Here is a 25,969-nt window from a genome sequence, read left to right on the forward strand (position 1 = left end):
GTACGAAGGAACCTTCCCTGGCTGATGTGGCGCGCCCGGATTTGGACGCGACGTGGCCTGATTCTGGTTCTCAGGGTTTCGCGCCTCGTCGCGATCGGTGTCCGGCAGATACGGCCGGGTCTTCGCTTCCTCTGGCGTTCTTTGCTGAGGCGGTGGCGGCGGTCATTGGAGTTCAGGACCGTGCTGACGACGCTCCTGCTTGCCGTAACGTCTTTTGCGATCGTCGGAGCATACCTTTCCAACCAGATCGCCAATAACCTGTTCCAGGAAAGGCTGGCCCAGGCGGAGTCGGAATCCCGCTACAACGTAAAACAGGTTCAGGACACCTTCGACGGCGCACAGGTTACTGATCAATCAAGCGTCATCACGTTGGTCTATGACACGTTAACCGCCGTAGAGGGCCGGGGCTCGGTGATCCAGCGGCGGTACGTCTTCGAAGCCGTGCCGGAACAGACCAAACCCCGTAACCGCTGGGTAGAGTCGCGCGCCTCGGACCAGCTCACCGTCCGCGTCATCCCGCCGGAATTGCGAAAGGCTGTCCAGGAAGGCGGGAAGCAACAGTTCTGGGCTTCCATGCAGTTCCCGGTTGGAAATGAGGACCGCCCCGGTATTGCCGTCGGAAACAAAGTGACCTTTAACGGCACTGCCTATGAGTTGTATTTGATCTATGACCTGAACACGGCACAGAAGACCCTGGACGAAATCCAGAACGTGCTGTGGGCCGGTGGTGCGGCGCTCGTGCTCATGATTGGTGCCATCGCCTGGTACGTCACGCGCAATGTCGTCAGCCCTGTGAGCCATGCTGCCGTGGTGTCGGAAAAGCTGGCTGCGGGCCAACTCCAAGAGCGCATGGTGGTCAAAGGTGAGGATGAGGTGGCCAGGCTTGGTGCTTCGTTCAACCATATGGCGGCCAGCCTGCAGGAGCAGATCACCCAGCTGGCCACGTTGTCCCAAATGCAGCAAAGATTCGTCTCGGATGTCTCGCACGAACTTCGCACCCCCTTGACCACCGTTCGCATGGCCGCGGAAGTCCTTTACGACGCCCGCGAAGACTTCGATCCTATGAACAAACGCTCGGCCGAGCTCCTCTACCACCAGGTGGAGCGGTTCCAGTCCTTGTTGTCGGATCTGCTGGAAATTTCACGCTTCGATGCTGGTGCTGCCGTCCTGGACGCCGAACCGCAGGACATGTTCCAAGTGATCTCGCACGTCATGGAGGGCGCAGCACCCGTAGCCGCCGAATACGGCTCCGAGGTCCGCCTTAACGCCCGTCAGAAGAGCATCATTGTCGAAATGGACTCCCGCAGGATCGACCGGATCCTGCGGAACCTGCTCCTCAACGCCCTTGAGCACGGCGAAGGAAAGCCGATCCACATTTCTGTGGCAGCAAACCATGACGCCGTGGCCGTGGCCGTGCGGGACCACGGTATTGGAATGAGCCAAGCGGAAGCTGCCCGGGTTTTCGACCGCTTCTGGCGGGCCGACCCGGCACGCGCCCGAACTACTGGTGGCAGCGGACTGGGCTTGTCCATCGCCGCCGAAGACACCAAGCTCCACAACGGCTGGCTTCAGGCATGGGGTCGCAAAGGGGCGGGCTCAAACTTCAGGTTGACATTGCCGCTCAAGCAGGGCGGAACCATCCTCAAATCGCCCCTTCAGTTGGAACCTGCGGACATCGACTTGCCCGGAGCCGGCAGCGAACGCCAGATGCTTGTCCTGGGTACGGGTTTTGGCACTACAGACGGCAAATCCGACGTCGGAACGCCTCCTTCGGGTGACGACGGAAAGGGCGATGCATAATGAGGGCCCTTTGCACCGCACGCAGGCGGGCCTTTGTTGCCGTGCTGGCGGCGCTCATGGTCTTGCTGGCTTCGTGCGCCCAGATTCCCCGGTCCGGACCAGTGGGAAAAAGCCAGGATGAGGGAGCGGGAAACCCCAACGCCCCTGTGTTCTTCCCCGCAGCACCACGCGCAGGCTCCACACCTGAAGCCGTCATTGAGGATTTCTACATGGCTGGCAGCGGCTATGAGGACGACTATCCCGTAGCGCGGCAATATTTGACCCAAGCCCAGGCCGTAACGTGGAAGCCGGATAAGCGGGCCATCGTTTTCCGCGGGGCCCACGTGGTCAAGACAGCCGTGGAAAATGAATACCTCTACGAGGTCGACCTTGCCTACACGGTGGATGCGGACGGAATAGCCACGCAGTTCCCACCGGGGACCAAGGAGACCATCCCCGTCTCGCTGGAGAAGGTGGAGGGGGAGTGGCGGATCTCCAAGGTTCCGGATGGCACTGCGATTCCGGAAGAGACGTTCAAAGTCATTTACGGCGCCTTCCCCATCTACTTCTATGACCCGACGTTCACGTATGCGGTGCCGGACTACCGATGGTTCATCAAGAAGAAGACTGTCAAATCCATGACCAGCGCCCTGCTTGCTGGGCCTGCGCCCTACTTGCGTGGGGCAGTGGTGAGCGCCTTTCCCTCCGGGATGAAGTTGGCCCGGGAATCTGTCCCTGTCGTTTCAGGAGCAGCCCAAGTGGATTTGTCGGCCAAGGAACTGTTCGATGCATCGGCAGAAGACCGCCAACGCATGCAGAACCAGCTGGCACTAACCTTCAGGGGGCAACCGGACGTCATTAACGTCCAGCTTCGCGCCGACCAGGACCTGGTCCGGGTCGAGGACAACGGGACTGTTCTGCCGCCGGTTGTGGACAAGAATGTGCCTGCCCGCCAGATTGCCGTCAATAACGGTGACTTGGTCCGCTATGAGAACAATCGCGTTTCACCATTGCCTGACATTCAGTCGGTTGCAGGGCTCGGCCCCCATTCACCGGCCGAGTCGCCTGTATCCCAAACCGTTGCCTTCCTCAACGGTGACAAAACCACCTTGTACTCCATCGAGCCGGGGCAACCGGCCCGCCAGCTGACCACCCGAAGCACGTTGACCGGGCCTTCGTTCAGTCCTCATGATTGGGTTTGGACGGCGGGACCAGGTGCCACCGGGAATACTGAGGTTGTGGCTTTCAAGCCCACGGGCGTTGCCCCCGGCATGGCTGTACCCACGGCGACAATTTCTCCCACGTGGCTGTCCGGACGGATTGTCAAGGATTTCCGGATTTCGCGCGAAGGTACCCGCGCGCTGGTGATATCCGAGGCGAACGGTAAATCAGTGGTTCAGGTGACGGGCATCGTCCGGACTGCAGACGGCGCGCCGAAGGATCTTACGGCTCCGATCACTCTTTTCACGTCCTCCTCGCCTGACCAGGGAGTGTGGGTCAACGGGTCCACCGTTGCCGTCATGGCCAGTTCGGCTACGGCTACCGTGGTTCCGGAGTTGCTCTCGCTTACCTCGGGGGAGCCACAGCAGCTGGCGCCGTGGGACGGCCTCATGAGCCTGAGCGCAGGTAACGGGTCAGAACAGATCTACGGCCAGTCCACAGCGGGAATTTTCCAACGTGTCGGAAATGGTTGGGAGCTTCAGCTCAAGGGGCCAACGGAGCCGGCCTTCCCTGGCTGACCCGGAGCACCCTGGAGGCGCTGCCCCAACCAAGCGACGGTTGTTCACATAGCGGGCTGTGGGGCTGTTGCCGGAACAAAAAGTGCCTAAGGCTACCAGCATGATTGTTTCCGTGAACAACCTCCCGTCTGCCGTCAAGGGTCCTCGATCTGCCCAACGCATCCGGCGTCGGCTTGACCCCGATGTTGGCGCCCCGGACCCCTCAGGACCCCGACGACGCGGAAAGGACAGGAGCCTGCTTGGGCGCCTGATTGCCAACCTGCAAGCGGCATTGATGGAGTTGGTTGCACTCCTGCTTCCCGTTGATTGCGTCTGCTGCGGCGTGGAAGACACCGTCTTGTGCAGGCATTGTGCCAAGCGGGTGCGTCAGCTTTGCAGGAAGCCCTTCAGGGCCGAACAGGAATCGCCTGCGCTCGTCGATGTTGATGGCACTGTAAAGCTGGGCGTGGTGGCCGCGGGTCCCTATAGGGATGAACTTTCGCAGTCCCTGTTGTCGTTCAAGAGCTTCGGCCAGTGGCGACTGGCTGAGGTGTTGGCGCCTTGCCTCGGAAACGCAGTTCGGCTGGCCATTGGTGACCAGCCAGGGTTTTGCGTTGTTCCTGTCCCCAGCAGCGGCAAGGCTTTCAGAGGCAGGGGTTTCAGCCCCGTACACGTTCTGCTCCGCTGCATGAAGAAACGAGGCATGTTGTCCCGGTGCCCGGGTTTTAACGCTCTTGAGAAGACCGGGAGTCTCCCGGAAAACCAGTGGCTGTCCGCAACGTGCAAAGACCTGATCGGATATGGCGTCAGGGCCATCCTTGGCACGGAGGGGAGAGATGGTTCCACCGGCCAAAAAGGACTCGGCAGGGGTGAGCGTGCCAGGCGTGTCCGGGGTTCCATGAGGGTTCGCCCCCGTTACAGGGAAAAGATCCGCGGGCAAAGATGCCTGATTGTGGACGATGTTCTCACCACTGGAGCCACCCTTGCGGAGGCTGCCCGGGCTGTTTCTGCGGCCGGAGGGATAGTCTGCGGCGCCGTTGTTCTCGCGGCCACGAGGCCACCAGCCTACGCCTCGCACACAGCCGGAGACGAGCCCCATGGTGGGGTTAAGACGCAAACAAAAAATAAGTGGCCAAAGGGTGAATAACTCGTGCCGATGAACTAACGTCGGTTGTGGGTACCAAGAACAGATGTACCTGTCGATAGCGGCTCGGAAAGGGGCTCGACTGTCCGTCAGACCAGCCCCCTACAGCGTCGTTGTCGTGTCACCTGAGTTATTTGGAGGGCACCATGGAGTTCATGATCAGCGGACGAAATCTGACAGTTTCTGACCGCTTTCGCGAATATGCCGGCGAGAAAATCTCAAAGATTGAATCGCTGGGGGACAAAGTCCAGCGAGTCGACGCCAAGGTTTCCAAGGAGACCAACCCCCGGCAAACGCCGGGACAGCTCACCGTTGAAGTGACAGTCCTGGGCCGAGGCCCTGTTATCCGTGCCGAGGCCACAGCCGCTGACAAATTTGCTGCCTTCGATCTTGCCTACAACAAGCTGCTTGAGCGGTTGCGTCGCGCAAAGGACAGGAAGAAGGTGCACCATGGGCGACACACGCCCAAGGCCGTTCGGGAAGCAACGGCCTCCCTTGAGCCCGCGAGTGCCAGCGAGCCAATTTATGTAGAGGCCAACAGCCATCAGGAGCCTGCACCGCAGGCCGATGAGCGGTCGCCCTACGAGATCGAGAACGACATTCCAGCGGGAGATTCACCCGTTTTGATCCGTCGGAAGGTTTTCCCTGCAGCATCCCTGACGCTCGATGATGCAGTGGACAACATGGAACTGGTGGGACACAACTTCTACCTGTTCCTGGATAAGGAAACCAATGCGCCCTCGGTTGTGTACCGGCGCAGTGGCTGGACTTATGGTGTCATAACCCTGGACTCCACCTGCGAGCCCGGCGAGGAAGCCGTGGAGGAGAAGATCCACGCATACCGCTCGGATGACCAGGCGGCCACCGCCAAGTAAGGCTTGATCGCCCGTGAAAGGACTTCAATGACCGCTTCGCTGAGCCTGTCACAGGCACGGCGGATCGCATTGGCAGCCCAAGGATTGGCGAAAGTCCGGCCCGCCGGCCCCGTGACCCCACGGGCGGTGGGCCGGACCTTTGCCCAGATCCAGCTTGTCCAGATCGACTCCGTGAATGTGCTGGCCCGGAGCCACTATCTGCCATTCTTTTCCCGTCTGGGAAACTATGATCCGGCAATCCTTCACTCCATGGCAGGCCGAAAACCACGCAAAATGGTGGAGTACTGGGCTCACGAGGCCAGCTATATCCGTCCGGAGCAATTTCCCGACCTGCTTCTCTGGCAAAAGCGGGCGTGGGTGGGAGCGCATCACTTGGAGCCCGCGGTGCGGATCGCCATGGAGGAACGAATCCTCGCAGCCCTGGAGGCCGGACCGCCGATGACGGCGTCTGCCTTGACTGCCCAACTTGGGCACACCCCGGACGCCGAAAGCGGAAATTGGGGCTGGAACTGGAACACCGTGAAGCGCGTTCTGGAGCATCTGTTTGAAGAAGGCCGCGTTTCGGCGGCTTCGCGGACACCCCAATTCGAACGTCTCTACACACTTACTTCCAGGGTTCTGCCGGGCTCGGTAGACGGCGGGTCGGATTCCGATGCTGCCCTTGACCGGCTCATGGATGCAGCCGCCATGGCCCACGGCATCGGAACGGTCCGGTGTTTTTCCGACTATTTTCGGACCCCGCTGAAGGCTGGTGAGGCGTCGGTGCAGCGCCTTCTCCAGGCAGGCCGGCTGGAGCGCGTCTCCGTTCGCGGCTGGGACCGGGAAACCTACCGGCACATTGAGGCCAGATTGCCACGCAGGGCCGAAGGCCGGGCGCTGCTGAGCCCTTTTGACTCGCTGGTCTTCGAGCGGCGCCGCCTGGAAGAGTTGTTCGGATTCCACTATCGGATAGAGATCTACACCCCGGCTGCCAAGCGCCGTTTCGGCTACTATGTTTTGCCCTTCCTGCTCAGGGAAGGCATCGTGGCCCGGGTCGATTTGAAGGCTGACAGGGCCGCAGGCCAACTCTTGGTTCGGTCCGCCTTTGGTGAGCCAGGAGCGCCACCCGATACCGCCGTCGAGCTTTCCGCCGAATTGTGGCTCATGGCCCAGTGGCTCGGCCTTCAGGAAGTTGTTGTGTGGCCGGTGGGGGATCTCTCGGGTCCACTCTCCGAGGCAGTGGCCTGGGGACCTATCGGGCCTCGTGAGCCAGTTGGGGGAAGCAGTCCGCTCACAGGGGAACCGGATAACGTGGCGATACTCTCTCCCGTAGACTGAAACAGCCAGAATTCGGCAGCATGAGACTGGGAGCAATTTCACGTGGCATCACTAATCGAAAAACTTCTCCGCACGGGTGACAAGAAAACACTCAGGCAACTGCGGAACTATGCCGATTCCATCAATGCCCTGGAAGACTCTTTCAAGACGTTCTCTGACGCTGAACTTCGGGAGGAAACGGACCGTCTGCGCTCCCGGCACCAGGACGGCGAGACCTTGGACGCTCTCCTGCCGGAGGCATTTGCAGCAGTCCGCGAGGCTTCATCCCGAACGCTGGGCATGCGGCATTTTGACGTGCAGCTCATGGGTGGCGCCGCCCTCCATCTGGGCAACATCGCCGAGATGAAAACCGGTGAAGGCAAGACCCTCGTGGCAACTGCGCCGGCATACCTCAATGCCCTTACGGGCAAGGGCGTCCACGTTGTCACAGTGAATGACTACCTTGCCGAATACCAGTCCGAGCTCATGGGACGCGTCTACCGCTTCCTTGGCCTCACAAGCGGCTGCATCCTCTCCAATCAGGATCCGTCGGTGCGTCGGCAGCAGTACGCCGCAGACATCACCTACGGGACAAACAACGAATTTGGCTTCGACTATTTGCGCGACAACATGGCCTGGGACGCCAGTGAACTCGTTCAGCGGGGCCACAACTTCGCCATTGTGGATGAAGTTGACTCGATTCTGATCGATGAAGCGCGAACCCCCCTCATCATCTCGGGTCCGGCCCAAGGCGACACAAACCGCTGGTACAGCGAATTCGCGAAGGTCGTACTCCGGCTTCAGCCGGAGGTTGACTACGAAGTCGACGAGAAGAAGCGGACTGTCGGTGTCCTGGAAGCCGGAATTGAAAAGGTTGAGGACTACCTCGGTATCCAGAACCTGTACGAATCGGCCAACACCCCACTCATTGGTTTCCTCAACAACGCCATCAAGGCGAAGGAACTCTTCAAGCGCGATAAGGATTACGTCATCCTCGACGGCGAGGTCCTGATTGTTGACGAGCACACAGGCCGTATCCTCGCCGGGCGACGATACAACGAAGGCATGCACCAGGCCATCGAGGCCAAGGAAAACGTCGAGATCAAGGCCGAAAACCAGACCCTGGCAACGGTAACGCTGCAGAACTACTTCCGTATGTATTCGAAGCTGTCCGGCATGACGGGTACGGCCGAGACCGAGGCAGCCGAGTTCATGAGCACGTACAAACTCGGAGTTGTGCCCATCCCCACCAACCGGGACATGCAGCGCATCGACCAATCGGACCTCGTCTACAAGAATGAGATCGTCAAGTTTGACGCCGTCGTCAAAGACATCGCGGAACGCCACGAAAAGGGCCAGCCCGTACTGGTTGGCACCACCAGCGTTGAGAAGAGCGAATATCTCTCCAAGCTGCTGGCAAAAGAAGGAATCCGCCACGAGGTCCTGAACGCCAAGAACCACGCACGGGAAGCCTCGATCGTGGCCCAGGCCGGACGTAAGGGTGCCGTCACGGTGGCAACCAATATGGCAGGCCGCGGTACCGACATCATGCTTGGTGGCAACGCCGAATTCACTGCTATCGCAGACCTCGCCAAGAGGGGCCTCGACCCGGAGGAGAACTCGGAAGAGTACGAAGCAGCATGGCCCGAGGCACTCGCAGCGGCCAAGCAAGCGGTTAAGGACGAGCACGAGGAAGTACTGGACCTTGGCGGCCTCTACGTGCTGGGCACCGAGCGCCACGAGTCCCGCCGGATTGATAATCAGTTGCGGGGCCGCTCCGGACGTCAGGGCGATCCCGGGGAATCCCGTTTCTACCTTTCACTGACCGATGACCTCATGAGGCTGTTCAATTCCGGTGCTGCCGAGCGGCTCATGAACAGTTCTGTGCCCGACGACGTCGCGCTGGAATCAAAGCTTGTTTCCCGTGCCATTGCCTCGGCTCAAGGTCAGGTGGAAGCCCGCAACGCGGAGCAGCGCAAGAACGTCCTCAAGTACGACGACGTCTTGAACCGCCAGCGTGAAGCGATCTACGGGGACCGTCGTCGGATCCTGGAAGGCGATGACCTCCACGAAAAAGTTCAGTTCTTCCTGGAAGACACCATCAACGCCCTTATTGAAGCCGCCACGGCAGAAGGCAACGGCGATGACTGGGACTTCAACCAGCTCTGGTCCAACCTGAAGACGCTTTACCCTGCCACCGTAACTGCCCAGGAAATCATCGATGAAGCCGGCGGTAAGTCCAGGGTCACTGCCGAATTCCTTAAGGAAGAGATCCTCTCTGACGCGCGGCTTGTGTACCAGGCCCGTGAAGAAGCCATTGGCTCTGAAAGTATGCGCGAGCTGGAGCGCCGGGTGGTTCTGTCGGTGCTTGGGCGTAAATGGCAAGAACACTTGTACGAGATGGACTACCTCAAAGAGGGCATCGGGCTGCGGGCCATGGCCCAACGCGATCCGCTGGTGGAGTACCAGCGCGAAGGCTTCGTGATGTTCCAAAGCATGATGGAAGCCATTCGTGAGGAAAGCATTGGCTTCCTCTACAACCTTGAAGTTGAGGTGACCCCCGCCGAAGATGTCGTTGTTGCCGACGATACTGCGGCAGGTGCACACACCGAGCACCACGATCCCCAGATCCGCGCTGCCGGTCTGGAGACACCCGAAAAGCCTGCGCAATTGCAGTACACAGCCCCAGGCGAGGACGGTGCGAGCCAGACCCGCATCGAAGGTCGCTCCTCGGGCCGATCCGGTAATCCTGCCAAGGCAGCCACCCAGGAGCAGCGCAAAACTGCCAAGAAGAAGCGACGCTGATCTCGTCCCTTATGAGAAAGGACCCCGGACACATGTCCGGGGTCTTTTTTTCGTAGATCCGCCGACTCCTGGTCGACGCAACCTGCTTGGCTCATGGGTGCCTAGCCAACCAGGTGCCTAGCCAATCTCCAGTGCGGTGACCTGCCACGTCCCGTCGGAGTGTTCCAACCTCATGGCAATAGCGCGCGAGCGATGCTCCTCGGAGACGACGATGCTGACCTCGTAGATGGAGTCTGAAATCGCGCAAGCCCGGACGGAACGGACCATTGGGCTTCTGTGAACCTGTAGCGAGCCGCGGGTACGTGCAGCGTGTTCGCGGGTAAGGGAGGCCCGATGCTGGAGCGAAAGAAAGCATTGCGCATCGAGGGATCTGGACAGCTGGACAACGGACCTTGTCCCGGCAAGTACCTCGACTGCAGCTTGGGCGATGCTTCGCGCCACCAACCTTACGTCGAGGGTAGAAGCATCGGCTCCGGCATTCGTTGCGGGACGTTTGGTTCTTTGGCGGTCTGCGTGGCGGCGTGCAGTTACAACAGTCATGGTCAATCCTCATGAGTTCACTCTGTGAGCCGTTGCGCGGGCATCGCTTGGCTCAGGTTGCTACGTCTGGGATGACAATGGGACTGGTCTTACATCTTGAACGAGTGCCCCTGAGTGGGTGTCGTCCATTACAGTCGGATTCCTTACGGGCGGCGAGGACCTTAGTCCGGCGTTGGGGGCTGCAGTACTTGCCCCGGGCGCAAGGTCGCAGGGTCGTCGCCAATGATCCTTCGGTTGGCTGAATACCAGCTCGGCCAATGGAGAGCGATGTCAACGTCTGTCGCGAAGGGTCCAAGGTTGTCTGCGGCAATGGACCACAGCGTGTCACCCGGCTTGACGACAACGCTCGCCTCGGCGGGGTGTTCAAACGTCATCTCCCGAGAGCCTGGGCGCGACAGGAGGCCGGGCTCAACCATGGGAGGGTGTGGCTGCCAGGCAGGCCCTCGCCGGCTTGCCTCGTGGCTTTCTTCGGTGCTTAGTGCTGGAGCCATTCCCACAGCGGGCAGGAGGCCTTGTGCTCCAGCTGATGGATGCCACGCTGCCGTGCCTGAGTCGCCACTGGCACTGGCTTGCCATTGAGGCTCGGGCGTTGCGGCGGCCTGTGCGGCCTGAATTCCAAGGAAATTCAGGCTTAGAAGGGCACACGCCAGCCTTAGCATGAAACCTGGACTGAATTTGGCGATGGCGTTGGCGCTGCCGCTCCTTCCCGCGCCATGCAGGACTGCAGCCCAAGCTGCGAGGCAAAGTGAGAGGATCCACCAAGACACAATGGCAATTCCCGAGGCACTGGATGCAAGGGCGAGGAGGTGGTCGAACGTACCTCTCTGCCCGTGGGCCACATCCACCTGCCACTGCCCCAAGAGACTCTGCCCAACGATGACCAGCAAAAGTCCCAGCGCGAGGAGCACGGCGGCCAAGGCGGCATCGTGGCGGATCCTTGATGGATCGCTGCTCATTCTTACCCTTTCGGCTCTTTAATGCTGTTTGATGTCATTTGATGATGTTTGCCAATTCTGAGCACAGTCGAAGGGCTTTGTCCAATCATGACGGGAAAATCCAATTGCAGTTGGCGCCACGCGCTGCGGGTCCTATTCTGACGATATGAGATGGGACTCTCTTTTTGAAGATCTGGAAGCGCAGTTTTCTGCTGAGCGCGCCTTGGTCCGTGAATCGGAAATATCCGAACGTGTGCGGGTTGAGCTTGCCGGCCTGGACCTCGCGGACAGGCTTCGGGGCGTCGCCGGAGCTGAGATCACTTTGGTGCTGAACAGCGGTATTTCTCTCCAGGGGACCCTGGGCCACATTGGTGGGGACTGGTTTGTGTTGATCGACAACGGACGGCAATGGCTCATTCCAAGCGCATCGGTAAGTCATTACGACGGACTGGGAAGATTGGCCAGGAAACCTGTTTCCCAGGTTCAAAGTTCGCTAAGGCTTGCCAGCGCACTCCGGGGGCTCTCCCGAGACAGGGCGCCCGTGACAGTGGTCCTGGCCACCGGTCCGGGCGGAGACCACAGGCTCCATGGCGTCATTGACAGGGTGGGACGGGACCATTTCGATTTTGCCGATACGCGGGGCGAAGTGCGGCGGGGCAGTGCAGTGGCTGCCGTGAGGACTATTCCCTTTACATCACTTGCGGCCCTGTGCTCAGACGGGAACCAAGGACCCTAGCCGTTCATAGGCCCGTTGCCCTCAACGCTAACTCGACTTGGACTTGGCCTCTTCAATCATGCGGCTGGCCTCGGCATACCGCTCCTCGATGTATTGCTCCAACATCTTTTCCTCGATGCGCCATTGCCCGCGTCCTCCGACCTGAATAGCTTTCAACTCACCGCTGCGTACCAGGGCGTAGGCCTGCGGCGAATTTATCTGCAGTTGTTCGGCGACGTCCGCCAGAGTCAGGAATCGGGGCATGGGACTATTTTGGCACCTGTTGGCCCCGTTTGGCACAGTTATCCACAATTTCCCATGATTTGGAGTTCTTGACTTTGGCTTGCGCCGGGTCACGGCAACAATGAAGAGGCGGCGCGGGTAACCATGCCATGAAACTTCAATGGGGGAGCAGGAAAAATGGATCCGAGTACAGGCGTCGCCGGCAACAGGTTGAAGAAGCCGTCTTGGAAGGATCCACGGCTACTGGTGGGAGCGCTGCTCATGCTGGTATCCGTCGCCGGAGTCATCTCGGTTGTCAGTGCCGCTGATCGGACCACACAGGTTTATGCCGCACGGGAGGGTATTGCGGTTGGCCAAACCGTGGGGCCCGAGGACCTAACCGTCGTCCAGGTTCGCTTGGACGACGTTGAGTCCGGCTACGTAACGGTGGAAGGCGGAGTTGCCCAAGGCAAGGTGGCGCTACAGAGAATTGAGAAGGACCAACTCGTGCCACGGAAGAGCCTCGGGCAGGCTGACGTCCTGAACCGCAAGCCTGTGGCCATATCAATGGATGAGTCACTTCCAGCGCAGGCAGTTCCCGGGGCGAAGGTGGACGTCTGGGTCGCCATGCCTGGCTCGCAAAACGCTTTTGAAGAACCACAGCTATTGCTGCCCGGTGCCGAAATCGCAGAGGTAACAGCGGGTTCCAGTGCTCTCGGTGCCTCAAAGACAACGGTCGTGCTGGTGCTGGTCACGGACAAGCAGATGCCCAAGCTGCTGGGTGCCAAGGCCAACGCCGCCAAGGTATCTGTTGTTTGGAACCCCGCGGGCATCAGTCAATGAGCATCCCGGTCATAACTGTTGGCCAGGCACAGGAAGCGGTGGTTGGCGGGCTGGAGCGCTTGCATGGCCCCGTCACGGTGGTCCGCCGGTGTTCAGAGCTTGCGGAGTTGATGGCTGCCTGCCAAAGCGGCCTTGCCCTGGCGGCAGTCGTTACCGAAGGCTGCGAAGAACTAACCGCTACATTGGTGGATCGGCTGGCTGCCGTAGGTGTGTCGATTCTCGCCCTGACCGTGGACCCGGTGGAGGTCTCGAGGCTCACCGCCATTGGTGTAGTAACAGCATCCACTGATATTGAGCCCGCTGCCCTTGCCGTGAGGATTTCCGATGCAGTGGGTCGCCACGGTGGGCCGGTCGGCGCCCGCAAGTTTCCAGACGCCGGCTTCGCAGACTCATCTGCGGGATTCCAAGTGGCGCCGGAAACGCGAGAGCCCGAAGCGGCCGGCTCAGGGAGGGTGATAGCAGTGTGGGGACCAACAGGCGCGCCGGGAAGAACTCTGGTTGCGGTAAACATGGCTGCCGAGTTGGCGGCCGAAGGCAAGTCCGTGATTCTTGTGGATGCTGACAGCTACGGTGCGAGCGTGTCGGCCATGCTGGGCCTGTTGGAGGAGTCGGCCGGCCTCGCCCAGGCCTGCAGGCTCGCTGACCAAGGATTGCTGGATTCGGAGGCATTGGACCGGGCTGCTACGCCTGTCTTCACCAAGAGTGGTGGATTTCGAGTACTCACTGGAACCACAAGGGCGGACCGCTGGACTGAACTGAGGGCCTCTGCGCTCTCGATTGTCCTTGAAAGGGCCAAGCAGGTGGCCGAGGTAGTTGTCGTGGACACCGGTTTCTGCCTGGAAGCAGACGAGGAACTGAGCTTTGACACTATGGCGCCACGCCGCAATGGCGCTACCCTGCGCAGCTTGGAGCTGGCAGACGAGGTTTTTGCGGTGGGGGCTGCGGACGCGATCGGCGTCCCACGGTTGGTCCGTGGCCTGGCCGAGCTCGAAGCAGCGGTTCCACAGGCAACGCCACGCGTGCTCCTCAATAAGGTAAAACGGGCGTCGGCGGGCCGTTCGCCCAGGCAGCAGTTATCCGAGGCCTGGGAGCGCTTCGGGCCTGGCCATGGCGTTGATGCCTACTTACCTGCAGACGCGGAAGCGTGCGATGCCGCGCTGTTGTCGGGGTCTGTCCTGTTGGAATCATCGCCCGACTCTCCCTTGCGTCAAGCCATTGCGGGGTTGGTCTGTGCACCTATCCAGCAAAATCAGAAATCCCTTGGCCGATCTTCCAGAGCCTTCGGTCTGCTTAAGCGCTAGGCTCGCCATGTGGGCTGCAGAGTCGCAGCAATCAACATGTGATGGAGGCGTTTGTAGATGTCGTCAGGATCCAGCGTGGAGGATCGGTCCGATGCAGCAGTTGTCCGTGAGGGGTTCTTCGGTGACTACTATGAGCATCTCGCAGAGGAGGACTCCCGGGCGTATGCGCCTGAGCTGCTGATTTCGCGGGCAAGCACACATAGGAAAGTTGCTCAGTCCCGGCGACCTGGAAATGCCATTGTGGAAATCGGCGCCGAGGCTGACCGAAACGTTGTCTACATCGTTACTGATGACATGCCGTTCCTCGTTGATTCCGTTAACGCCGAACTCGTTCGCCAAAACTGCGCCATCCGGCTGGTGATGCACCCGCTTTTCGTGGTTACCCGCGACCGTGTCTCGGGCGAACTCAGCAACGTTTCCAGGGTCCCGTCAAATATCGGCATCTCCAGTGGCGACACCGCGGCACTGCCCAGCGTCGCCCACCTGCTCGGCGACAACGACAACTCGTCGCACATGGAGTCCTGGATCGCCGTCGAAATTGACCGCGTAAGCGAGGAAGCCCGCACAGAATTGGTTGCCGGCCTCCAACGTGTCCTCGGGGATGTTCGCGCCGCCGTTGAAGACTGGCCGAAAATGCGCAGCAAGGCACTGGAACTTGCAGAAGCGCTTGGAAGCGTTTCGCACCCCGAGCAGATTGCCGAACTCAGGCAGGCGCAGGACCTTTTGCGCTGGCTGGATGAGGGCAACTTCACCTTCCTCGGGTACCGCGAATACGACCTCGTGAACGAAAACGGCGAGGACGTCCTGGAGCTTCGTGAGGACAGCGGACTTGGCTTGCTCCGCGCCGGTGACAACACCCGGCAGATCCAGCACCTCACCGACGCCGGCCGCAAGCGCGCCCGTGAAAAGCGGGCACTGGTGATCACAAAGGCCAACTCCCGCTCAACCGTCCACCGTCCGGCATACCTGGACTACATCGGAGTCAAGAGCTTCGACGCAGCGGGGAACGTCAATGGTGAGCGGCGCTTTATCGGGCTTTTCGCCACAAGCGCCTACACCGGATCGGTCCGCAACATTCCCATTGTCCGGGACAAGGTCGATGCGGTTTTGCGTAACGCAGGCTTCCCAATGGATTCACACTCGGGCAAGGATCTCCTGGGTATCCTGGAAACATACCCCCGCGACGAACTGTTCCAGATCGAAATCCCGGACCTTGCGGCCACGGCCACCGGGATCCAGCGACTCCAGGAACGGCGCCGGACCAAGCTTTTCCTGCGCCCCGACATTTACGGACGTTTCATGTCCGCAGTCGTATACCTGCCGCGTGACCGGTACACCACGAGTGTCAGGCTCCGTATTGAGCAGGAACTACGAGAGACCTTCCAAGCCGAGAGCATTGACTACGAAGCGAGGATCACCGAGTCGGCCCTTGCCCGCGTCTTCTTCAGGATCAGGCTGCCACGCACCGCGGAACTTGCCGAAGTCAACGTAGAAGAACTCGAACACCGGCTGATGCGTGCCTCAAGGTCCTGGAGCGAAGGCATCGCCGAGGTACTTCGGGAGAACCGTCCCGCGGAGAGCGCTGACGTACTGTCCGCCTTGTGGGCTGAGGCGTTCCCTCCCGGTTACCGCGTCGACTACGAGGTTGAAGACGCGCTGGAGGACATCGAACGGTTTGAAAAGTATGGAGCCCAGGCCGAACGGGCAGGGGAAGCGAGCAAGGAACTCCGCCCCGGCGTGCACGTGTACCTTCCCGAAGGTGCCGGTGACGCATTGGAGGAGGATGCTCGGGTCAAGCTCTACTTGATGGAGCCCAAGAGCCTGAGCCAGATCCTTCCTTACTTCCACAACCTTGGCCTCGAAGTCCTGGACGAACGGCCCTTCGAAATCGAAACCGCTGATCACCGCGACTTTTTCCTGTATGACCTTGGGCTGAAGTACCCCGCTGGCATAGACCCGCTCGCCACCGGAGATCTCCTGGCTGACTCATTTGGTGCTGCAGTCACAGGGGCCGTCGAGTCTGACAACTTTGACCGCCTTGTGCTCCGCGAAGGCATGCACTGGCGCCAAGTGGTGGTCCTCCGGGCCTACGCCAAGTACATGCGCCAGATGGGCAATACCAACTCCTTTGGGTTCATCGCCGATACACTGTTGGCCAATCCGGATGTTGCACGGGGTCTGACCGTCCTGTTTGCCGCCCGCTTTGATCCCAGCGTCGAGGAAAGCATGCGTCCCCAGCAGCAAGGTGCCGCAAGGGCTGCCCTGGCAGAAGCTATCGAGCAAGTCGCCACCTTGGACGCGGACCGCGTGCTTCGGACCTTCGTCAACCTCATTGAGTCCACGTTGCGCACCAACTTCTTCCAAAACAAGGGATACCTGAGCTTCAAGCTGGATCCCACCACCATCGATGGTCTGCCGTTCCCGCGCCCCATGTTCGAAATCTGGGTTTACTCTCCGCGGGTGGAGGGCGTTCACCTCCGCTTTGGCAAGGTGGCGCGTGGTGGTCTTCGCTGGTCCGATCGCAGGGAGGACTTCCGTACTGAAATCCTGGGCCTGGTGAAGGCGCAAACCGTGAAGAACGCGGTGATCGTACCCACCGGCGCCAAGGGTGGCTTCTTCGCGAAGAAGCTGCCCAACCCCGCAGTTGACCGCGCCGCCTGGATGGCCGAGGGGGTTGAAAGCTATAAGACCTTCATTCGCGGCTTGTTGGACATCACTGACAACCTCGTTACCACAGCGGAGGGCGAACGGCTTGTGCCGCCGTCGGACGTTGTTCGCCATGACGGCGATGATTCCTATCTGGTGGTGGCAGCTGACAAGGGAACCGCAACGTTCTCAGACACAGCCAACGGATTGGCTGCCGAATATGGATTCTGGCTTGGCGACGCCTTCGCATCAGGTGGGTCCGTAGGCTATGACCACAAGGCCATGGGTATCACCGCCCGCGGCGCCTGGGAGTCAGTGAAGAGGCACTTCAGTGAACTCGACCTCGATACTCAGACCGAAGAGTTCAGCGTCGTCGGCGTGGGCGACATGTCAGGTGACGTTTTCGGCAACGGCATGTTGCTTTCGCGCCACATCCGGCTCGTGGCGGCATTTGACCATCGTCATATCTTCCTGGATCCCAACCCGGACACGGCCGCATCGTACGCGGAGAGGCAGAGGCTCTTTGAGCTCCCGCGGTCTTCGTGGGATGACTATGATCGGACCCTCATCAGCGAGGGGGGTGGCGTCTACCCACGTCAAGCCAAGACAATCCCCGTGTCGGACCAAGTACGAAAGGCCCTGGGGTTGCCGGACGGAACAACCCAGCTGAGCCCTCCCGAATTGCTTCGGGCAATCCTGCTTGCCCCGGCGGACCTTCTGTACAACGGTGGCATCGGCACCTACGTCAAGGCCAGCACGGAGACACATGCTGCTGTAGGGGACAAAGCCAATGACGCCATCCGTGTGGACGGCAAGGACCTGCGCGTCAAGGTAGTCGGTGAAGGCGGCAACCTGGGGTTGACCCAGCGTGGACGTATTGAAGCCGCATTGCAGGGTGTCATCCTCAATACGGATGCGATTGATAACTCAGCGGGCGTTGACTGCTCCGACCACGAGGTCAATATCAAGATCTTCGTTGACCGTATGGTGGCGGCCGGGAAGCTTGAGGCCACAGAACGCGCAGCATTCCTGGCTGATATGACCGAGGAAGTCGGCCGCCTGGTCCTGCAGGACAACATCGACCAAAACATCCTGCTCCTTAACGACCGCACCCGGGTTGCGGACTGGAGCCCCAGCTACGAGCGCCTGATGGACTGGCTGGAAAAATCAGCCGACCTCAAGCGTGACCTGGAGGCACTGCCCACTACCGAGACGCTGCGCCAGCGCCTGGAACAGGGACAGGGGCTGACGTCCCCCGAGCTGTCTGTCCTGGCCGCTTACGCGAAGATCGAGTTGGCCGGTGCCCTCCGGGACAGCAACCTGGCCGACGACCCCTGGTTCAAGGAGACGATCCGGGCCTACTTCCCGAAGCAGTTGCGGGAGCGGTTCGACGCCGAACTGGACACCCACCCGCTGCGGCGCGAAATCATCGCTACGGTGGTGGCCAACGACATCATCAACCTCGGTGGCATCACGTTCGCCTTCCGGGCGATCGAAGAAACGTCTGCCAATGAGGTAGCGGTAGCCAAGGCATTCGTGGCGTTGCGGGAAATCTACGATCTCGATCCGATGGTTGACGAATTGAATGCCCTTCCGGCATCGTTCCCCACCGAGCACTGGAGCGAAGTCCATCTGGATGTCCGCCGGCTCCTGGACCGGGCAGTCCGATGGGTGCTCGGGCAGGGCATGGCGTCCCGGCCGATTGCCGACGTCGTGAAGTCGTTCAAGCCCATGATGGCGCCTCTTCGGGCCAAATTGCTGGACTACCTGCGTGGCGATGACAAAGTTCGGATCAGCGGCTGGCTGGAAAAGGCCCGTGGCTGGGAGTTGCCGGATCACCTGGCGCACAGGTGGGCGGAGCTGTTCGAGAGCTATGCTTTGCTGGACATCGCAAGGATTGCCCAGACCGGGACCAACAGCGTCGAGGAAGTGGCGCATGTCTACTACACGGTGTTCAACCGCTTCCACGTGGACTCGCTGCTGGAACGGATCAGCGCACTGCCCCGCGACGACCGCTGGCAGGCACTTGCCCGTGCGGCGCTCCGGGACGACCTCTACTCAACCGTCGCAGATATGACGACGTCGGTTCTTGAGTCGAGCACGCCCGGCACCCCTGCAGAGGATCGCCTGAGGACGTGGGAGGGCCTGAATGCCGAACAACTCGGACGGGCAAAGACCATGTTTGATGAGGTCAATTCCCTCGAAGCCGATGACATGGCTTCACTATCGGTAGCATTAAGGCTCTTGAGGTCAATCGTTCGACGCTAGGGGCTGGTCCCAGCGTCGCAAATGGAGGTGCAGTGGCAATCTTTACAGACCCCATCAGGGAACACGCTGATTTCGGGCCTGGAGATGCTGAATGGCTGCACCTCCTGGTAGGCGATTGGCAAATGGTCGCCGACCTGGCGTTTGCCGACCTCGCCTTATGGTTTCCGCATCCGGAGTTTGGGTACATCGCCCTCGCCCACGTACGTCCGTCAACATCGCATACGGTGTTTCACGCGGACTTCGTGGGTGAGGGCATCCGCTCGGATCTTCGTCCACTCGTGGAAAAGGCCTGGAACAGCCGCTCCATTGAGCGCTCCAGTGAAACGAGTTGGAGCAGCGAGATGGCGCTGCGTGTCGAAGCCGTGCCGATGGTGCGCAACGGCAGGACCCTCGCCGTTGTCACCTCCCATATGGACCTGTCCAGTTCCCGTATGCCATCCAGGCTGGAACTCACGTATCGGCAATGCGCGTACGACCTCCTTCGCATGGGAACTCTCGGGTTGTGGCCGGATTTCGCATCGCCAACCGGATCCCGCAGAGGTGCCCCGCGTGTAGGGGACGGACTCATCCGGCTCGACGCTGAAGGCATTGTGCAGTACGCAAGCCCCAATGGCGTGTCTGCTTTCCGGCGCCTGGGCGAGGTGGAGTCCCTTGAAGGACGTTCCCTCGCTGAAGTGACGGCCGGATTGTTGAAGGATCGACGCATGGTGGACGAGACACTGCCGTTGGTTGTCACGGGCCGAATGCCATGGCGCAGCGAGATTGAGTCCAGGGGGGTCAGCCTTTCCCTGCGTGCCATTCCTTTGCGCGACGAGCAACATCGCTTTGGTGCCCTTGTTTTGTGCCGCGATGTGTCCGAATTGAGGCGCCGCGAAATGGAGTTGGTCACCAAGGACGCGACGATCCGCGAGATCCACCACCGGGTCAAGAACAATCTCCAGACCGTTGCTGCCCTGCTGCGTATGCAGTCCCGACGGATGGTCAGCGACGAAGCAAAACAGGGACTGGAACAGGCCATGCGGCGCGTGGCTACCATCGCGCTTGTTCACGAGACACTGTCCCAAGGTCTGACTCAAAGCGTCGACTTCGATGAACTCATTGGGCGCCAGTTCAGGCTTTCTGCCGAAGTCGCTTCACCTTCCCAGCAAGTACGCACCGAAAGGTCCGGGATGTTCGGCGAACTGCCCAGCGATTTCGCCACGCCACTGGCCCTGGTCATCAACGAACTGGTCACGAACGCTGTTGAGCACGGCTTGGAGGGACGGACGGGAACTGTTTGGTTGCTGGCTGACCGTGCAGCGGGAGACGGAAATGACGAGTTCTTGACAGTGACAATTGCCGATGACGGCGTTGGGTTGCCGGACGGCCAATACACGGAAGGCCTGGGTCTGCAGATCGTGCGTACCCTCGTTACAAGTGAGCTTGGGGGATCCATTCAATGGAGCCCACGGGACGGTGGCGGTACCGCCGTCGAAATTGTCCTGAATCTCGCGCGCGCATAGCGCCTTCCGGAGGTAGAGGGGTTTAACAGGCGGCTGTCTAAAAGCAGAAGGCCCTATTAACGCAGAAGACTCTATTAACAGACTCTATTAACGCGGAAGGCCGCGGACCATGTGGTCCGCGGCCTTCCGCGTTTGTGCTTATCTGCCTGCTAAGAAGCGCGCCGGGCTCGTGCTGCGCGACGCTTGAGTGCGCGGCGTTCGTCCTCGCTCATGCCACCCCAGACGCCTGCATCCTGGCCGGACTCAAGAGCCCACTGAAGGCAAGTGTCCACAACGGGGCACCGGCGGCAAACGCTCTTTGCTTCCTCAATCTGCAGAAGTGCTGGTCCCGTGTTGCCGACTGGGAAAAAGAGCTCCGGGTCCTTGTCGAGGCAGGCTGCGCGATTACGCCAATCCATGCTGATCAGTCACTCCATTCGTGAGAACTAGTTGAGCCTTTTGTGAAAACATTCACGAGAGGCTCCAAAGGAAAGGGGCCCGCATGGGCCCCCTTGGTCGTCTGAGTCAAGCGTTTCATGTTAACGCCTTGTAAACAAGGGGTATTAGTCGTTGAAATGCCCTGAATCCGTGAGCGATGCATCACATCAGCCGCCAGTGCCCTCACTGCTAGATGACTATGTCCGGTAGTGTGCCAGTGTGTCAAGACCTCCTGTTAACCCGGCCCAACCAAACCCTGGATCAGATGGAAACAACGGTCCAGTTAGACCTTTGCCTGAGGGCCCCATACCGCAGGGGCTGGAATCCGGTGGCAAGAAGCCCCCTGGAATCCTGATTATTTCGATCGTTGTGGTGCTGGAAGCATTGGCCCTCCTGGGTGCTGCGGCTTGGTACGCGTTCGAACTATTAACGGGAGCTCCTGTCCTGACGTTTTGGGGAGCGGTCTTCACTCTGGGCCTCTTATTGGCCTTCTCTGCCTGGCTGTTCGCAGTGGGCCATTTCCTGTTCCGCGGGTACCGATGGACCCGTGCGGCCGCCCTGGTGGCTCAGTTGTTCGTCCTCACCATTGGTTTCCCAACCATGACCGGCGGCTTGGTTCTGCCGGGGTTGGCTATGATTTTGCCTGCGCTGGCAGCGATCGTGTTTCTCTTCCAAAAGAGCGTTATCGCATATGCGTCACGAGCGGGAGGGACGCAGGGCGCGCTTTAGCGAATGCTGCCATGACTTCCAATGGTGCTGATCTGCGTCGTGGAGTCGCTAGTGAACGCCACCTGCACCTGGACCACACGGTTTCCCCGGACAATTACACCCCGACCAGCACGCGGTGAGTTTTCTGTTTCCAACCTCACGCCGAGGATGTCGGCGTCCAGAGGAGTCCTGGGAGCCAGAATGAGGCCCACGCCATTGGCCTGGACCTCTCCAGCCAGTGGCAAACGCTGAAGCAATGCGGGACCCGACATCGCAGTCATGATCACTCCTCGTGTCCGGCCAGCCAGGGCGGCGAGAGCAGCCCGCCCCTCCGGATCCAGGAGATCGGCGTCATCGACGCAGAGGATGCTTAGAGGATCCAGCGATCCCGCGGTGGCTGAGCGGGCCACGGTTGCCCAGAAAGCACCGGCAGTAGTTCCAACTCCCGGGAAGACCCATGGAACCTGGGGATTAAGAGACGTCAGGGATGCCAACACTGAAGTCTTGCCGGAGCCATGGCCCCCAATGACGATGCTGACTCCACGCGGCCCAAGGGGAAATGACATGGGAACCGATTCGTCACCCCCAAGGCCGATCCACAAGGGAATGGAGTCCGGCGATATCCCGCTGTCCAGGTCTTCAGCTGCAACGCGGCAGCTCCCTGACTGCGCCGATCCCGAGAATGGCCGCGATGGTCTTGGGATAGCTGCCATCGCGACGTCGAAATCAGACGTGCTGAGGGATTCGGGGAGGGGCCGGACCCGGAAGGGTGGTTCCGATGAAGGTTGAAGATCAACGAACGGCCAGGCCGTCCCGCTTGGCGCAGTGCGGAAATGAGCCACCGTGGCTGCGCCCTGAACAAATCCACCCATGGCAACAGCGCGCCCGGGGACAGACTCGACTTCCGGAAGGCGGGGCCAGTGATAGCGCGATTCCTCCGTGGCGCCTGTTGGGAAAAATGCCCGGTTTGGGATTGCGGAGAAAAAGCGTGAGCTGACGAGTTCGCGTTCGCCGGAGATCAGGACTGTGACGCCAAGGGGCGTCCCGTCCCGGATGATGTCCCTCAAAAGGTCCTCTGCCCACGCGAAACGCCCTGATCGGAGTGCTGCGGCCCATGAGCACCAGCCAGTAACCACCAGGACCAAACGGGGACTTGTGGACACGTCCTGGCCCTCGGCGCGTCGACGTGCCATTTCTTCAGTGATCCGCTCAAGGACCCGTAATGCCAATGCCAACTGATGCAGGCCCAAGTTGGCGCCATAGCTGTCGCCTTGGCGGGGCTTTCCGAGCATTCCAGTCGAATCCAGGATGTACAGATGCGGTGGGGTCCCGTGTGCCGCCAGCATCGCCGATGCAGCCTTGAAACATTCGTGCATTCCACTGGTACTGCTGCCGATCATGGCGAAATGACCATGGTCGGTGGGTGACCATTGCAGTGCCTCAACTGACTGCTGTTCTGGTCTGTCCACGATTCCCAATGGACCCACGGCGGCCATCAACGCGTCCGGTACGTCTTCAACATCCTTGCCTGCCACACCGAAAGCAGATAGATCTGCATTCCATGCAATGGATGTCGGCAACGGTGGGGCTACAGGTTGCCTGGGGTCGGCCCGCCCCAGAGAGTGCCAGACGGTTCGCGTTGCCGAGACCACCGCTTCCGCCCTTGCTTCCGCCTGTGCCGTGGACTTCCCGACCATTGGCTGTTTGTCCTGAGGAGGGTGCAAGGCCCCTATGGTCGACTGAACGATTGCTGCCCCCGGGGCCCACCGGCTGGCCGCGGCCGGGACAGCAAGGGACGCCGTCTGGAATTCCTCGGGGTTACCGGTTGCCCTCACAAGATACGCCCGCCCAGGGACATCGACGCCGATGGACGCTGCGGCTTTGGAATTGATGATGTCCATCGACTCCGCATCCGACTGAACACGCAGGGCGATGCTTGACGTGACGTTGGCGCGGATGTCGGCGGTCAACGCACCCTGGGGCCTTTGTGTAGCCATGACCAGATGAATGCCCAGGGACCGTCCAATGGCGGCAACGCGCATCAGCTCACGAAGCGCTCCGGGGGCTTCGTCGACCAACATTCGGAACTCATCCACAACAAGGACCAGGTGGGGGATCGCCGCCACTGTAGCAGCAGGTGAACGTTGATATGCAGCCAAGTCTGAAGTCCCAGCGTCCGCGAACAACTCCTCGCGACGGCGGATCTCGCCTCGCAGGGAAGTAAGCACGCGGTCAAGATGATGACTTCCAAGGTCAGTAAGAAGGCCCACGCAGTGTGGAAGCCCAAGTAAAGGGCGTAGTCCGGAGCCGCCCTTGAAATCGACAAACAGGAATGTCACCTGGTCCGGCGAATGATTCAGCGCCATGGACGCCACGATCGTCCGCAGGAGTTCTGACTTCCCGGCGCCGGTCGTTCCGGCTACCAGGAGATGGGGCCCGTCGACATGGAAGTCAAACGTCAAGGGGCCGTCCTGGCCCTGCCCCAGAATTGCCTGGAGCTCGTTTGGCCCGTTCTCTCCAACCCATCGCCGGAGTATGCCTCGAGGTCCGCCTGGAAGCAGGTCACTCAAAGAGCAGGATCCTGGTATGCCGTCGTCGGCAGGACCTTCCCGGTGCGGATTGGACGCCACTGTGCGGCAAAACTGTTCGAAAGCCTTCAGCGGAACCATGTCCGGGATGAACTCCTGCCGGCCACCGGGGACCTGCAAAACGGCGGATGTACCAGACTGTCCCATCTCGATGGCCACACCAGTGGGTTCGGCATAGGAGCCGGAATGCCGCAACACCTGCCACGAAGCCTCCAAGGCGGCATCCAGGAGTTTGGTATCGCGGTCATCCCCGCCCGGCGAGTCATCGAGAACGATGAGCCTGCCATTGTTGGTTCCCTTCAACCTCCGAAGAGCTGCCGCCGCGGCCGCATCATTCGTGGCAAGCGTCAGGTATGGCAGGAACCGGGCGCTGAGCGGCAGGCGGCCTATCGGTCCAAGAAAAATGATCGGTGTGGACGACGACCCTGGGAAACTTGCCAGTTGCATGACAATGAAACGGATCAGGGCGTCAACGTGCTCGGTCTGGCCATGCAACGCAACAATCGCGGGGTGCAAGCCCAGCGTCACTGGCATGGCGCCGATTGCTGGTGGACGGAAGTGGGGATCTGCAGGGACGAGCCGCACATTGGCCAGAGTGGGCGCGGTACCCAGCCGGACCCACGTTCCGGAACCGGCGGCCGTACCATGTCGTGATGCATCAGGCGATCCTGCCCCAGGGCCGGGCAATGTCAGAGGTGCCGGAGGCTTCAGGACCAAACCTGACGCCGGGGCCAAGGTGGCAACGATGATCTCTGCCGCAGACGGCGAACATCGGCGGCGGCGTTCGGCGTCCTGCAGTGCCGCCGTTGCGACGGCACGCCTGAACTCCCGGCGTCCCTTCCTTCCGCTGATCATCGGAACAACGAGGCTCAGCGCGGAAACGGCCGTAAACCCAAGGAACATCCACATTCCCGTCGCGAGTGCAAGACCAACGCCTGCCACCAGCGGGAGCCCCGCCGCAACGGCAACCGACCACCGGTTCAAAGAGCTCGTCTGACGCTGGACTTCAAGTGGCACTTGAACAGAACGGCCGGCGTCGGCATGAATCCCGGGAGTGGAGCTGTTTGGCGTAACGATAGTGAAGGTGGTGTTGCCGCAGCGAATTCTCGACGACGATGTCACCGTCTTTTCCCGGACTCGCTCCCCATCAACAAGTACCGAGTTCCGGCTCCCCGTGTCTGTGACGCTCAATGCGGTGCTGGACACCTCCAACACGGCATGCTCGCGGGACATCCCCGGATCAGGGATGCGAATGTCGACAGCGCCACGGCCAAGGTGGTGGTAACCGCGCTGGAGTGCAAAGACTGAGCCGGCCCCCGGCCCGGTATGTGCCAGGAGCAGGAGCGGCGTTGCCGGAGAGTCTGACTTTTCCGCGGGACAGTGTCCGTCCACCAGGACTGCCCCGGCCACGAGTGGCGGGTGTCCGACAGCCAGGGCGCATAGGTCTTCCCCTGCAACTGACAAGGGACCGACCCCACGGGCCTCCTGCAATTGCCGCTGGAGTTCTGAGCCCGGCATTCCGCCGAAGGCAGTGATTGTCAGCTCTTCCGGTGGCTCCGGTGATGCGGCATTCGGGCCGCGAACCAGTGTGCACTCAAAGATCATTTGCCCATTCCTTCCTGGATTCCCGCAGCCGTCCAGAACTGAGGCTATGGAATTCCCGGACA

At 60.5% G+C, this 25,969-nt stretch carries 17 protein-coding genes; 12 read left to right on the top strand and 5 right to left on the bottom strand.

Annotated elements, in window-relative coordinates:
- Positions 1-24: 24 nt before the first annotated feature.
- The 6 genes from mtrB (at position 25) to secA (ending at position 9,617) form a co-directional block, all read left to right on the top strand.
- Entirely contained in the window at positions 25-1,800 is a 1,776-nt protein-coding gene (gene mtrB, locus ABIE18_RS09080) for an MtrAB system histidine kinase MtrB (RefSeq protein ID WP_499722640.1), read from the top strand.
- Positions 1,800-3,518: an LpqB family beta-propeller domain-containing protein gene (locus ABIE18_RS09085; protein ID WP_499722385.1), complete on the top strand. Its 1,719-nt coding sequence runs from the start codon at positions 1,800-1,802 to the stop codon at positions 3,516-3,518. Before mtrB ends, ABIE18_RS09085 begins: the two co-directional genes overlap by 1 nt.
- Positions 3,519-4,395: 877 nt before the next feature.
- Positions 4,396-4,644: a phosphoribosyltransferase family protein gene (locus tag ABIE18_RS09090; RefSeq protein WP_499722642.1), complete on the top strand. Its 249-nt coding sequence runs from the start codon at positions 4,396-4,398 to the stop codon at positions 4,642-4,644.
- A gap of 143 nt (positions 4,645-4,787) precedes the next feature.
- Entirely contained in the window at positions 4,788-5,516 is a 729-nt protein-coding gene (gene hpf / locus ABIE18_RS09095; RefSeq protein WP_431115718.1) for a ribosome hibernation-promoting factor, HPF/YfiA family, read from the top strand.
- Between the two features lie 27 nt (positions 5,517-5,543).
- Positions 5,544-6,833 (top strand): winged helix-turn-helix domain-containing protein, encoded by a 1,290-nt coding sequence (locus ABIE18_RS09100; protein ID WP_499722386.1) that lies wholly within the window; start codon positions 5,544-5,546, stop codon positions 6,831-6,833.
- Between the two features lie 42 nt (positions 6,834-6,875).
- The gene (gene secA / locus ABIE18_RS09105; protein ID WP_499722388.1) at positions 6,876-9,617 is read left to right on the top strand and encodes a preprotein translocase subunit SecA; all 2,742 of its coding nucleotides are present in this window, start codon (positions 6,876-6,878) and stop codon (positions 9,615-9,617) included.
- A 117-nt stretch (positions 9,618-9,734) separates the two neighbouring features.
- On the opposite strand, the gene ABIE18_RS09110 is transcribed toward secA, so the two are convergent.
- Both ABIE18_RS09110 and ABIE18_RS09115 read right to left on the bottom strand, forming a co-directional pair.
- Positions 9,735-10,157, bottom strand: a complete 423-nt coding sequence (locus tag ABIE18_RS09110) for an Rv3235 family protein (protein WP_499722390.1) — start codon at positions 10,155-10,157, stop codon at positions 9,735-9,737.
- Positions 10,158-10,318: 161 nt separating this feature from the next.
- Entirely contained in the window at positions 10,319-11,113 is a 795-nt protein-coding gene (locus ABIE18_RS09115; RefSeq protein ID WP_499722392.1) for a LysM peptidoglycan-binding domain-containing protein, read from the bottom strand.
- A gap of 145 nt (positions 11,114-11,258) precedes the next feature.
- Between ABIE18_RS09115 and ABIE18_RS09120 the strand changes: the two genes are divergently transcribed.
- Entirely contained in the window at positions 11,259-11,828 is a 570-nt protein-coding gene (locus tag ABIE18_RS09120) for a hypothetical protein (RefSeq protein ID WP_499722394.1), read from the top strand.
- Between the two features lie 27 nt (positions 11,829-11,855).
- Here ABIE18_RS09120 and ABIE18_RS09125 read toward each other — a convergent pair whose 3' ends face one another.
- Positions 11,856-12,071 (bottom strand): helix-turn-helix domain-containing protein, encoded by a 216-nt coding sequence (locus ABIE18_RS09125; RefSeq protein ID WP_216924027.1) that lies wholly within the window; start codon positions 12,069-12,071, stop codon positions 11,856-11,858.
- Positions 12,072-12,227: 156 nt separating this feature from the next.
- Here ABIE18_RS09125 and ABIE18_RS09130 point away from each other — a divergent pair, with 156 nt between their 5' ends.
- Genes ABIE18_RS09130 through ABIE18_RS09145 form a run of 4 tightly spaced genes read left to right on the top strand, consistent with a single transcriptional unit; the run spans position 12,228 to position 20,589 of the window.
- Complete coding sequence (locus ABIE18_RS09130) at positions 12,228-12,872, top strand: SAF domain-containing protein (RefSeq protein WP_499722396.1); 645 nt, start codon at positions 12,228-12,230, stop codon at positions 12,870-12,872.
- The gene (locus ABIE18_RS09135; RefSeq protein WP_499722398.1) at positions 12,869-14,173 is read left to right on the top strand and encodes a CpaE/TadZ family protein; all 1,305 of its coding nucleotides are present in this window, start codon (positions 12,869-12,871) and stop codon (positions 14,171-14,173) included. Before ABIE18_RS09130 ends, ABIE18_RS09135 begins: the two co-directional genes overlap by 4 nt.
- A gap of 57 nt (positions 14,174-14,230) precedes the next feature.
- Complete coding sequence (locus tag ABIE18_RS09140; RefSeq protein ID WP_499722400.1) at positions 14,231-19,087, top strand: NAD-glutamate dehydrogenase; 4,857 nt, start codon at positions 14,231-14,233, stop codon at positions 19,085-19,087.
- A gap of 32 nt (positions 19,088-19,119) precedes the next feature.
- Positions 19,120-20,589 carry a sensor histidine kinase gene (locus ABIE18_RS09145; RefSeq protein ID WP_216924023.1) on the top strand — a complete coding sequence of 490 codons (1,470 nt, stop codon included), beginning with the start codon at positions 19,120-19,122 and terminating at the stop codon, positions 20,587-20,589.
- A gap of 149 nt (positions 20,590-20,738) precedes the next feature.
- On the opposite strand, the gene ABIE18_RS09150 is transcribed toward ABIE18_RS09145, so the two are convergent.
- Positions 20,739-20,987 carry a WhiB family transcriptional regulator gene (locus tag ABIE18_RS09150; protein WP_003804966.1) on the bottom strand — a complete coding sequence of 83 codons (249 nt, stop codon included), beginning with the start codon at positions 20,985-20,987 and terminating at the stop codon, positions 20,739-20,741.
- A 310-nt stretch (positions 20,988-21,297) separates the two neighbouring features.
- Here ABIE18_RS09150 and ABIE18_RS09155 point away from each other — a divergent pair, with 310 nt between their 5' ends.
- Positions 21,298-21,735, top strand: a complete 438-nt coding sequence (locus ABIE18_RS09155; RefSeq protein WP_499722402.1) for a hypothetical protein — start codon at positions 21,298-21,300, stop codon at positions 21,733-21,735.
- On the opposite strand, the gene ABIE18_RS09160 is transcribed toward ABIE18_RS09155, so the two are convergent.
- Entirely contained in the window at positions 21,732-25,907 is a 4,176-nt protein-coding gene (locus tag ABIE18_RS09160; protein ID WP_499722404.1) for a type VII secretion EssC family protein, read from the bottom strand. The two genes, ABIE18_RS09155 and ABIE18_RS09160, sit on opposite strands and share 4 nt — an antisense overlap.
- Between the last annotated feature and the right edge of the window lie 62 nt (positions 25,908-25,969).

It is taken from the genome of Arthrobacter sp. 2762 (genome assembly GCF_040548745.1).
Taxonomy (GTDB): Bacteria; Actinomycetota; Actinomycetes; order Actinomycetales; family Micrococcaceae; genus Arthrobacter.

Excerpts from the sequence above, each read along its gene's own strand:
- mtrB (WP_499722640.1), top strand. The coding sequence starts at position 25 with ATGTGGCGCGCCCGGATTTGGACGCGACGTGGCCTGATTCTGGTTCTC.
- ABIE18_RS09085 (WP_499722385.1), top strand. The coding sequence starts at position 1,800 with ATGAGGGCCCTTTGCACCGCACGCAGGCGGGCCTTTGTTGCCGTGCTG.
- ABIE18_RS09090 (WP_499722642.1), top strand. The coding sequence starts at position 4,396 with ATGAGGGTTCGCCCCCGTTACAGGGAAAAGATCCGCGGGCAAAGATGC.
- hpf (WP_431115718.1), top strand. The coding sequence starts at position 4,788 with ATGGAGTTCATGATCAGCGGACGAAATCTGACAGTTTCTGACCGCTTT.
- ABIE18_RS09100 (WP_499722386.1), top strand. The coding sequence starts at position 5,544 with ATGACCGCTTCGCTGAGCCTGTCACAGGCACGGCGGATCGCATTGGCA.
- ABIE18_RS09110 (WP_499722390.1), bottom strand. The coding sequence starts at position 10,157 with ATGACTGTTGTAACTGCACGCCGCCACGCAGACCGCCAAAGAACCAAA.
- ABIE18_RS09115 (WP_499722392.1), bottom strand. The coding sequence starts at position 11,113 with ATGAGCAGCGATCCATCAAGGATCCGCCACGATGCCGCCTTGGCCGCC.
- ABIE18_RS09120 (WP_499722394.1), top strand. The coding sequence starts at position 11,259 with ATGAGATGGGACTCTCTTTTTGAAGATCTGGAAGCGCAGTTTTCTGCT.
- ABIE18_RS09125 (WP_216924027.1), bottom strand. The coding sequence starts at position 12,071 with ATGCCCCGATTCCTGACTCTGGCGGACGTCGCCGAACAACTGCAGATA.
- ABIE18_RS09130 (WP_499722396.1), top strand. The coding sequence starts at position 12,228 with ATGGATCCGAGTACAGGCGTCGCCGGCAACAGGTTGAAGAAGCCGTCT.
- ABIE18_RS09135 (WP_499722398.1), top strand. The coding sequence starts at position 12,869 with ATGAGCATCCCGGTCATAACTGTTGGCCAGGCACAGGAAGCGGTGGTT.
- ABIE18_RS09140 (WP_499722400.1), top strand. The coding sequence starts at position 14,231 with ATGTCGTCAGGATCCAGCGTGGAGGATCGGTCCGATGCAGCAGTTGTC.
- ABIE18_RS09150 (WP_003804966.1), bottom strand. The coding sequence starts at position 20,987 with ATGGATTGGCGTAATCGCGCAGCCTGCCTCGACAAGGACCCGGAGCTC.
- ABIE18_RS09160 (WP_499722404.1), bottom strand. The coding sequence starts at position 25,907 with ATGATCTTTGAGTGCACACTGGTTCGCGGCCCGAATGCCGCATCACCG.